Below are 9,312 nucleotides of genomic sequence, written 5' to 3' on the forward strand. Positions count from 1 at the left end.
TTCATACCTTCTGTAAACATTCTGCTAGGTTGTCTAGTAACATACAAAATTTGGTTACAGGCATATCCCAATTTGGTCGAATCGTGTAATGAAAACACTTAAATCTCTTATGCCAATCATCCTTTGTAATCACTAAACCCTTAGGGATTTTGGCATTATCAAATGAAAGCAAGAAGTACTCCCAAGACTTAACTGGACACCCCTTAGCATCAAACAGTGATATCCCACCAGATTTACAGTCAACCCATAACTCTCCACCCTTTCTATAGGTCTTGATGTCTTCATTTCGAACACGGCCATTAGATAGAAGAAATGACTTCAAAATTGGATACAGGATTGGATCACTATTGTTAGGATTTCTTCCTCTAAATAGATTCACATTCAGATCAAAGCTAGAGTCAAATAGCTCCCCTAGCTCTCGTTTATCAACAAAAAATTGATCTTCCTTCTCATCTTCTTTCATTGATTAAAACTCTCCTTGTGTTCTTAAGCTTTCGCTTTACTTCGCCCTCTCCGCTTTGCGCTAGTAGTAAAGTGCAATACATGGAGGACAGAGCGCAAAGACGACCCTGCGCATTCAGCAAATTAAAGTATAAATCTTCGAGAGATTTGACTAAAGAAGAAAGTCACAAAACACCGGCCACACAATAGAAATTTGATAGTTCTTAAACGAACACATAGAAAAATATAGGCGCCAAAATTATCTTATTGAAATTTATTAGGTTTTTCTAAGCATCAATTCTGCGTAGAATTAACTGATTACTGTCAGAATTTATGACTATGGGTAGGCAAATTCTGTAAGCCCCCCCCTAAAAAAAACTCAAGAATTTTCTAAAAAGAACCACCTCTTTTCAACAGGAGAACGGTAGCGTGAAGTAAGAATAGAGAAAAGGCGCTGACCCAAGGTGCTGCAACACCAGGGGCCAGCTAACCAAATTGATAATCAGACTATCAAGATGGCTGTATGCATACTACGCTAGAAACCCGCTCGTCTTCAATAAAGTGGAGATCAATCAGCAGCTTGGAGCGACTACCCAAGCTCTGGGAGCCTAGCGCCCGCCTTTTCCTATTCTGCGCCCACCGCCCCCGCGCCCCACCCCACTCTTCCACCAAGTATCACTTACCAAGCTTCCCCACCAAGGAATGCCCACCCACAACTTGAGTATCGCTAGGAAACAAACATGTTGATCCTAAAGCGCCGAACAGGCGAGAACCTAAGAATTGGAACGAATGTCTCGATCACAGTGTTGGAAGTGAAGGGAAATCAAGTAAAGATAGGCATCCGCGCCCCGAAATCCCTTCCCGTTCATCGAGAAGAGATCTATGTGCGCATTAAAAAAGAACACAAAGTAGGCAATTGAAAGTGTTGAGGGAAGGCTCACCAAGGAGGGAGGCTCCAGACGATCCTCCTTCCTTTAGTTAACAAATCTAGCTCTTTGCTGAGCCGTAACCTAATAGTTAGGGCCTGAGTTTTGCTAATGCTTGCTCGGACAAGCAACATTGAGGGCAATACATCAGCACAATAACTTGTTAGAGCTAAAGTGGTTCCCTACTGAAATTGGTAATTTGTTGACCAAAAACTTCTATTGCTTGATTTTCTAAACGTTCCTTGAGGCCAATAACTTCTAGATAGTCATTCCCAGCATCTGCCACTTCATCCTCATCTTCAGATGTTTCACAAATAGACTTTAAACGCTCAGCTTCATGAGTTATTGCTTCAAGTATTATCCGGGTTTCCCAATCACATAGTGATGAGTTCATTTCTTTTATATGTGTCATAACTCAATCTGCTTTTTGAATACCTTCTGACATTTCAAAGCCAGTTTTGAAAGTAGCCCTTTGAATTCATCGAGGGGCATATTTGCTGTTGGAGAGATACTATTATGCCTATCAAAAGAGAACAAAAAGTAGGCGCTGAAAGCGCGGTGGGAGCAGATTCACAATGGAGGCAGCCCCACCCAAACCTCCTACCCTTTTTCATCGTCATAGTGGTATCTCTGAGGGCACACTATCTCAAAGATAGACAATGTCGCTGTCCTACAGTTACCTTCACATGTATCAAAAAGCAGCCCCCACCCTCTATAACTGAAAAATCAACACTGATTAGGAGGATCAGCTGAGTTCAAGACATAGTTAGCATTGCTGCAATCTTTTTACACTAATTTTTATCAGTTACCTCTTCCCATTCATCTTCATAACCGGCTGAACGAAAATAGGCCATCAACGTAATGATGATTTTCTCAAGGATATATTCACTGCTCTCACCTTGTTTTTCATCTTGCTTGTTAGACTCGCTAACAGTTCTCCAGAAAAACTCAGCGAAGTGAATGGCCTCTTCTTTATTAGCCAAAGATCCCGAATTAATAATCTCAAGGCTTTTTTTATCATTGAGTAACTCTGCATAATGCAAAAGAAACTCTTTCTCCTCGGGCAATTTATAATTAATCATCCTATCACCTTCGTACCATCTCTTATTACACTCATACGATCAGCAACCATCTGGAGCTTTTGGACTAGTTGAGAAACCGTCATTCTCCTTGTAATGGTTAGAAAGTAGTGTCTATTATCTTTCTGATCTTGCACAAATTGCAGATCAGGCGGCAAATCTGACTTCTCCAAAACCCAAAATACGTCGACATTTTTTCCAGGGTTTTTAGATGCTTTCAGCTTATATATTGACTTTAGGTGCTGCCAGTTCGCGGAAAAACTGAGCCCCATCTGATTATGAGGAATCACCCATGCCTTACATGGACTAAAGCAATAATCACAAACTTGTATACCTTGTATTAGCTCTCTTCCCTTTGGAACATCTTGCTGCCGATAAAATACAGGGCTCGCACCTTCAGGTATAGGGCGCCCAAAAACTGTTCCTTCATTCTCCGCGAGCTTCTTAATATAGTCTCTCAAATCCGTGAGTATCTTAAATTGTTCCATTATCTACTTGAACACTCCTTTGAATTTAACATCACTAGTAGGTGTAACCCTGTACGCCCACTAATTTAAAAGTATAAACCGCCAAGGGTATTGGCTGAAGAGGAAAGTCAAACAAAATATCTTGGGGGCAGCTATTTATAGGAACTTAGCGCCACATATTCCTATTCTACCCCCACCGTTGCCGCGCTCTCCATTCTTATACAGACATCACTTACCAATCTTCACCACTAAGGAATGCCCACCCATAGCTTGAGTATCAATAGGAAACAAACATGTTAACCCTATAGTACCGAACCAGCGAAAACTTAAGAATTGGTACGAATGTATCCCCCCATAGTGCCGAAAGAGACAAGCAATCAGATAAAGATATGCATTCACACCCCTAAATCCCTCCCTGTCCATCATGTAGAGATCTATGTGTGTAGGATCAGACCAGGATTTCAGAGCTTGAAGAAGCCTTTTCACAATTAAAGCTTGCCGCAAAAACATTAGGCGTATTGAAAATCAAAAGTGTAATCAGTGTAAAGAAGTAATTTTTCACTAAACATCCTTTTCGCACGTAACAGTTAATTCAAAAGCAGCATCTACATATCACGCCTCTCTATAATTCCAAAGCGCGTCAGCACGGCAATACTAAAAGCATGTAGAGGATCAAGAGTTTACCTTTAATTGATATACATATTCAAAGAAAGATTTCGATAGCACCCTGAACAAGGATACACCGGTCTTAACGTTAAGAATCACGCATCCAGATTTGTTCTGAAAAGTTTGTATGGGAAGCTCTCGAATGAGCCGAGACGAAAAAACAACAAGTTTACTGCGGAAATTCAGTTCCAGTCATTTTGTGATGCCCTTAACGTACAGCTGCTTCATATTAGAAGTTTTGATGGTAAGAAAAATGATTTAGACGAGTGGAATAATTTTGCGAAGAAAATAACTTGGCCATGACTTCATAGATACACAGAGAAATCTTTTATTGACCCTCAGAAAGACAAAAACCAGCAAATTAAAAACAACCTTGAAGTTTATGATGTCAGGTAGCTAGTACTAGTACAGTCCCCGAGCGCATACATTACTGCATGTCCTTCTCAAACGGCGCTTCTGCTACCGCAGGCCAGACCAGTCCCGCCTTCGTTCCTACAAGCAATAGTACAAAAGATATCTCCAGTGCGAGGAAAACGCCAATAGGGTGATTGGGTACGCCGCGTATCATCAGGTAAAGCAAGTAGCCCATAGTAAGCAGATTACCCGCAAGCGTAACGTTGAGAGCGTAGCCACGTTCTTGCCAAAGCGGTTTGCAAAGCAGGAAGTTCAACACCGCTGTGCCGGCGAGCATCACTCCGGGCAGCATCAACAACAAGCGACGGGATAAACCCATTCCGTCACTGGCTACCAGTGGCCAAACGGCAGTAAAGTGACCTTGAGCTCCGAGGGTGAGGAACAGCCCCAAAATTACTGCGCCGATGGCGGCAAGCCGATACAGTGCATTCCGCTGCAAAACACGTGTTGATCTAGAAGCCGACATTGCGCTCCCCTACTGTGGCCAGGCCACATTCGTAAGCGAACACCACCGCCTGTGCACGATCGCGCAACCCCAGTTTGGAGAGCAGGCTTGAAACGTGGGTTTTCACGGTGGCGGGGCCAATAAACAGGGCCTCGGCAATCTCGGCATTGCTCTTGCCGGCGGCGATGGCCTCCAGCACTTCGCGCTCCCGAGTAGTGAGGCGCTCCAGGCGTTCTGACAAGTTGCGGCCGGCTTCCATTTTCTGGGCGAACTGGCTGATCAGGCGTTGAGTGATGCCCGGTGCAAGCATGGCACCGCCCTCTGCTACGGTGCGTACTGCCTCAACCAGCGACTCGGGGGGAATGTCCTTGAGCACAAAACCACTGGCGCCTGCCCGCAGCGCACGAAACACGTATTCATCGGGATCGAACGTGGTCAAAATAATGACACGGCAAGTTGCATCACTAGCTTCCAGAATGCGTGCTGTGGCTTCCAGTCCGTCCATCTCCGGCATGCGGATATCCATCAGGATAATGTCTGGCTGATGCGCACATGCAGCTTTAATTGCCTCGATGCCAGTAGCAGCCTCGGCAGCCACTTCAATATCGGGCTCATTGTCCAGGATTAGAGCAAAACCACGCCGCACCAAAGCCTGATCGTCTACCACCATCACTCGCAACATTATGTTTTCCCCATTCCTGTGGGTAGTTGTGCATACACCTCAAAACCACTACCATCGACCACAGCCGCAGACAGAGAGCCGCCGAGCAGTTCCGCGCGCTCGCGCATACCTGCGATGCCGTGCCCACCGCCGGGTTGCGCGTCAATAGTTGTTTCCACCATGGGCCGCTCGCCAACAATATTTCCATCATCGCGCACTCGAATCGTAAGAGTGTCATCGTCTGCGCGTACACTCACTTGCACCCGCGCTGCCGCTCCAACATGCTTGATGACGTTGGTGAGGGATTCCTGAACGATGCGATAGGCGGCGAGCGCGACGCTGGTCGGCACTTTCTCCAGTGCACCGTGGGTTTCGCAGTCGACCTCGCTTAATACCTGCCGGACCTTTTCAATCAGAGCTGGTAAATCATTGAAATCCGGTTGCGGGGTGAGCGTAGTGTCGTCATTGGTGGGCCGCAGTACGCCGAGTAAATGACGCATTTCAGTCATGGCCTGACGACCAGCAGCCTCCACTGAAGCCATGGCCTCACTGGCGGCTTCCGGGTTATTGCGACTGATAGCCCTGGCAGCACCGGCCTGCACGGTCATAAGACTCACCTGGTGCGCCACCACATCATGCATCTCACGGGCGATTCGAGTGCGCTCGGCTGCGACCGCGCGCTCGGATTCGGCATTGCGTTCGCGCTCCAAGTACTCGGCTCTCTCTTCCAGCAAACGCAGATATTCGCCGCGAAAACGCAGCCGGCGGCCGATATACCACAGCGCCCATACCAGCATTACCGTTACTGTGCCCGCAGCCGTTGGCTGAACTGGAATACCCTTGTCAAACGCCACAAAAACCAGCGTTGCGATAACCCCGATAAAGCTGTCCCGGGTATTGGCCTCGTAGCGGCCAAGGCTATATAGCGAAACCGCCATGGCCACGATGCCATCTGCCGGTAAACCCAGCTCCAACACTATTGTTGCGCCGAGAATAACGGCCTGTACCTGCCAAGGGTGTGTGCGGCGCCACAGCAAAGCGAAGGAGCTGAGGAATGCACACTGGAAAGCAATGACATCCCACAGGTTTTGCAGGGATAGCACTTCGCGTGCACCGTTGCGGGACCACATCAACAGCGTCAGCAAGAACATAAGCAACGCGATAAGCAGATCGGTTAGGTGTGGCCAACGCTCAAACGGCCCCCGTAAGGGCTGCCACATAGGAAGCTTGGGTAGTTCCGAGCTGGCATTGAGCGGATTCGGCGCAGGCGTATTGAGGGACGACGATTTCATTTCCGCATGCTAAACCAGGCGCAAACAACTGTCATGGGACTTTCAGGGGAGACGGAAGCATGAACATCTCCACCTTTTGGGGGAGATGTGATTACTGCCTGTGGCCGATGTGCGTAGGTCTGAAAAAGCTGAACATGTTCGGCAAGCTCACTCAGACACAACACGGACCATAATCGCCTGGAGAAAACCATGAACGACGCTGTACTCAGCCAAACACTACCGCGACCATTCGATACCCGGCGGGCCATTAACCTGTCGGTAAAAACCTGGTTCTGCATCGCAGCCATCGGCCATGCGATCTTCTTTGCCTATATCCTGGCCGTTTTCTACCCACCCATTGCCGAGTCAGGAGTGTATGGTTTGAAAAGGCTGCACCTACCGGCAGGCTTCCGCGAGGGAGATACATTGGGCAACCTGGCTTCGGTGAGCCACGTGCTGTTGGCCGCGATTGTCATTGGCGGCGGGCCCCTGCAGCTGGTCCCTTCGGTGCGACGTCATGCCCCTAACTTCCATCGCTGGCTGGGGCGCAGTTACCTGCTGACGGCTGTCATAGCGAGTATTGCAGGGCTCTACATGACCTGGACTCGGCATACCTTTGGTAATCTGGTGTCGCAGATCAGCATCACTATGGACGGCATACTGATTCTGGCATTTGCCTTTCTGGCAGTGCGCACCGCAATGGCTAGGCGCATTGCTGAGCACCGTCGCTGGGCCTTGCGTCTGTTTATGGCTGCCAGTGCAGTGTGGTTCTTTCGCGTAGCCCTAATGGGCTGGGCAATGCTCACCGGCGGCTGGGGGATAGATTGGAAATCCTTTACCGGACCTTTCCTATATGTGCTGGGCTTCGGCCAATACCTGCTCCCACTGGCCATGCTGGAATGGTATTTTCACTGTCAAAAGCGTGCGGCCGGACAAGGTGCCCAAATTGCTTTTGTCAGTGCGCTGATACCACTAACCTTGTTTATGGCGATTGGTATTTTTGCCGCTACGATGGGCTTGTGGTTGCCACGGATCTAAGGTTGCTCGGCCAGATTAACGGGAAATTCTTATACTGATTTGGCTGTAGAGATCCACGATTCGTGGATCCGACTGCTGCAGTAACTCGGGAAACTCTCCAAATAGAAATGTAAATCTCCAAGATTATTGACTGAAGAAAAAAGTTAAAAAAACACTAGGAGCCAGCTAATTAAATGGATATAAACACTATCAAACTGTGAAGCACATTTATCAAAATTACATAATCTCTATGTTGAATTCCGCTAATTTACGCATCGGGCATTTTTGGCAACACATGGTATAGAGTAATAAGTGTGACAATTAATGCCTAAATATTAAATCGCAATATTTGTTGATACTGGCCTTTAACTAAACTTACTAGCGTTAATGAAAGTGCACAAATTAAATTGATAAGACTACCTATAGCTATCGGAAAATATAACTTAAACCATAAAGACCACAAGTCTTGTGAACCAGAAAGTTGAGCAACATTAGAGCCGCTATTGAAAACGAAGACAAAGCCGAACACTACAATGGCAAGAATTGGTATTATCAGTAGAAGCACTCGATATTGGACAATGGGCCTATGTTTATACCCATAAAAGCACGCAAATATTGCGAGACCAGCCCAAAATATGAATATTGACCAATATAGAATTATCATGTCATCTAACGTCGCCGCTGTATTTTATACATATCTTTCAAGCTCACTCATAGCCTCAGCCAGCTCAACACAGTGAAATTACTTTGCGTGCACCAAAAAACTGTTAGAATTTTAGCCCGCAGCGCCATTTAGGAATGTGATAACTGTCTAAATCTGTTAACAATCGAGTAATTCTCCCCATGAATGGAGGCTTCTCGATGAGGTAACATTCAATATCACATGCCGCTCTGATTCCGGGTTCGCTTTAATGCAGGATCATAGGGAATCAGTGCTCATGCGTAGAGATTATTGGCCAATTAATATACGCAAGAATAGTTGTGTATAATCGGGATAGGGAGGCTCCTCACGATGCCCCTCCTCCCACACCACCAGGCATACGGGTCACGTACCATGGCGGTTCAATTCTTTTCCTACTTCTATCTGCCAATTCCGGCAGCCCCAAGTTCCTAAAGTATCTATTTGGTAATGCTCTGTAAAGGGCTGGACTTTTACTTAGCCTCCATGGTCCATGCGCTGATTTGGCCGTATTCCACGCTAAAAAGCGATCAACTCTTAGCCCCCTTAATCTGCGGTACCCACTACGTCCCCACTGCTTCCATAGATAACATCGCAACTTCCGCCTTATCCACTTGTCTAGATCTTTCAGAGGGCTCAGTACTTCGCTGATGTCAAAGTACGCTTTCCAACCAAGCAGGGATTTCTTTAACTCTTCTACGATCTGAGTAAACTTGCGGCCTCGTGTTCGGCGGGTGATCATTCTGACCTTTGCCTTCAATTTATTCATCGATGATTCCGATACCTTTATCCGGGCACCTTTCTTCAACAATCTAAACCCTAGGAAGCTCCGCTTCCAGAAGTGATCCTCTGCACTCTTCTCAGTATTTACTGTGAGCTTCAGCTTACATTCGATGAAGTGGGTTAAGTTTGCTTTTATCCGCTCAGCAGAACGACGGCTTCCCACCAGTATTTGAAAGTCGTCGGCGTATCGTACAAAGCTGAGCTGGCGCCTATGCAGCTCCCAATCCAGTTTATTAAGTACAATATTAGCTAGAAGCGGAGATAGCGGCCCACCTTGCGGTACTCCTTTTGTAGTAGCTATTAACTTGCCATCAGCTGCTGTCGGCGCTTTTAAGTATCGGTTTATCAAACCCAGCACGTCAGTCGGTATCCCACTTTTCTTCAGTCTTGCATTCAACTCTGAAGTGCATCACCCTTTAGGTTGCTGCCTCAGCCGTATATTCTCCCAATATCTGACTAGGAC

Annotated in this window: 10 protein-coding genes; 2 read left to right on the forward strand and 8 right to left on the reverse strand. The window is 46.8% G+C overall.

Annotated elements, in window-relative coordinates; translation table 11 throughout:
- Nucleotide 1 precedes the first annotated feature (1 nt).
- Nucleotides 2–463: a hypothetical protein gene (locus Q1A69_RS15305; RefSeq protein WP_299587150.1), complete on the reverse strand. Its 462-nt coding sequence runs from the start codon at nucleotides 461–463 to the stop codon at nucleotides 2–4.
- Nucleotides 464–1,181: 718 nt separating this feature from the next.
- Between Q1A69_RS15305 and csrA the strand changes: the two genes are divergently transcribed.
- Entirely contained in the window at nucleotides 1,182–1,361 is a 180-nt protein-coding gene (gene csrA / locus Q1A69_RS15310; protein ID WP_299587153.1) for a carbon storage regulator CsrA, read from the forward strand.
- Between the two features lie 175 nt (nucleotides 1,362–1,536).
- On the opposite strand, the gene Q1A69_RS15315 is transcribed toward csrA, so the two are convergent.
- The 6 genes from Q1A69_RS15315 to Q1A69_RS15340 form a co-directional block, all read right to left on the reverse strand.
- Entirely contained in the window at nucleotides 1,537–1,779 is a 243-nt protein-coding gene (locus tag Q1A69_RS15315) for a hypothetical protein (protein ID WP_299587156.1), read from the reverse strand.
- 379 nt (nucleotides 1,780–2,158) lie between these two features.
- A complete protein-coding gene (locus tag Q1A69_RS15320) occupies nucleotides 2,159–2,449 on the reverse strand; it encodes a hypothetical protein (protein WP_299587158.1) in 291 nt (96 codons plus the stop codon).
- The gene (locus Q1A69_RS15325; protein ID WP_299587160.1) at nucleotides 2,446–2,934 is read right to left on the reverse strand and encodes a hypothetical protein; all 489 of its coding nucleotides are present in this window, start codon (nucleotides 2,932–2,934) and stop codon (nucleotides 2,446–2,448) included. The genes Q1A69_RS15320 and Q1A69_RS15325 overlap by 4 nt, the downstream gene beginning before the upstream one ends.
- Before the next feature lie 1,072 nt (nucleotides 2,935–4,006).
- The gene (locus Q1A69_RS15330; RefSeq protein WP_299587162.1) at nucleotides 4,007–4,459 is read right to left on the reverse strand and encodes a hypothetical protein; all 453 of its coding nucleotides are present in this window, start codon (nucleotides 4,457–4,459) and stop codon (nucleotides 4,007–4,009) included.
- Nucleotides 4,446–5,120 (reverse strand): response regulator transcription factor, encoded by a 675-nt coding sequence (locus Q1A69_RS15335; RefSeq protein WP_299587165.1) that lies wholly within the window; start codon nucleotides 5,118–5,120, stop codon nucleotides 4,446–4,448. The genes Q1A69_RS15330 and Q1A69_RS15335 overlap by 14 nt, the downstream gene beginning before the upstream one ends.
- Nucleotides 5,120–6,391, reverse strand: a complete 1,272-nt coding sequence (locus Q1A69_RS15340) for a sensor histidine kinase (RefSeq protein WP_299587167.1) — start codon at nucleotides 6,389–6,391, stop codon at nucleotides 5,120–5,122. Before Q1A69_RS15340 ends, Q1A69_RS15335 begins: the two co-directional genes overlap by 1 nt.
- A gap of 189 nt (nucleotides 6,392–6,580) precedes the next feature.
- Between Q1A69_RS15340 and Q1A69_RS15345 the strand changes: the two genes are divergently transcribed.
- The gene (locus Q1A69_RS15345) at nucleotides 6,581–7,408 is read left to right on the forward strand and encodes a DUF2306 domain-containing protein (protein ID WP_299587169.1); all 828 of its coding nucleotides are present in this window, start codon (nucleotides 6,581–6,583) and stop codon (nucleotides 7,406–7,408) included.
- Nucleotides 7,409–8,394: 986 nt separating this feature from the next.
- Here the strand turns inward: Q1A69_RS15345 and Q1A69_RS15350 are convergent.
- A complete protein-coding gene (locus Q1A69_RS15350) occupies nucleotides 8,395–9,246 on the reverse strand; it encodes a reverse transcriptase domain-containing protein (protein WP_299587171.1) in 852 nt (283 codons plus the stop codon).
- Between the last annotated feature and the right edge of the window lie 66 nt (nucleotides 9,247–9,312).

Source organism: uncultured Microbulbifer sp., from assembly GCF_947498635.1.
GTDB lineage: Bacteria > Pseudomonadota > Gammaproteobacteria > Pseudomonadales > Cellvibrionaceae > Microbulbifer > Microbulbifer echini.

Coding starts and splice junctions, on each gene's coding strand:
- Q1A69_RS15305 (WP_299587150.1), bottom strand. CDS start 463: ATGAAAGAAGATGAGAAGGAAGATCAATTTTTTGTTGATAAACGAGAG.
- Q1A69_RS15345 (WP_299587169.1), top strand. CDS start 6,581: ATGAACGACGCTGTACTCAGCCAAACACTACCGCGACCATTCGATACC.
- csrA (WP_299587153.1), top strand. CDS start 1,182: ATGTTGATCCTAAAGCGCCGAACAGGCGAGAACCTAAGAATTGGAACG.
- Q1A69_RS15330 (WP_299587162.1), bottom strand. CDS start 4,459: ATGTCGGCTTCTAGATCAACACGTGTTTTGCAGCGGAATGCACTGTAT.
- Q1A69_RS15335 (WP_299587165.1), bottom strand. CDS start 5,120: ATGTTGCGAGTGATGGTGGTAGACGATCAGGCTTTGGTGCGGCGTGGT.
- Q1A69_RS15325 (WP_299587160.1), bottom strand. CDS start 2,934: ATGGAACAATTTAAGATACTCACGGATTTGAGAGACTATATTAAGAAG.
- Q1A69_RS15315 (WP_299587156.1), bottom strand. CDS start 1,779: ATGACACATATAAAAGAAATGAACTCATCACTATGTGATTGGGAAACC.
- Q1A69_RS15340 (WP_299587167.1), bottom strand. CDS start 6,391: ATGAAATCGTCGTCCCTCAATACGCCTGCGCCGAATCCGCTCAATGCC.
- Q1A69_RS15320 (WP_299587158.1), bottom strand. CDS start 2,449: ATGATTAATTATAAATTGCCCGAGGAGAAAGAGTTTCTTTTGCATTAT.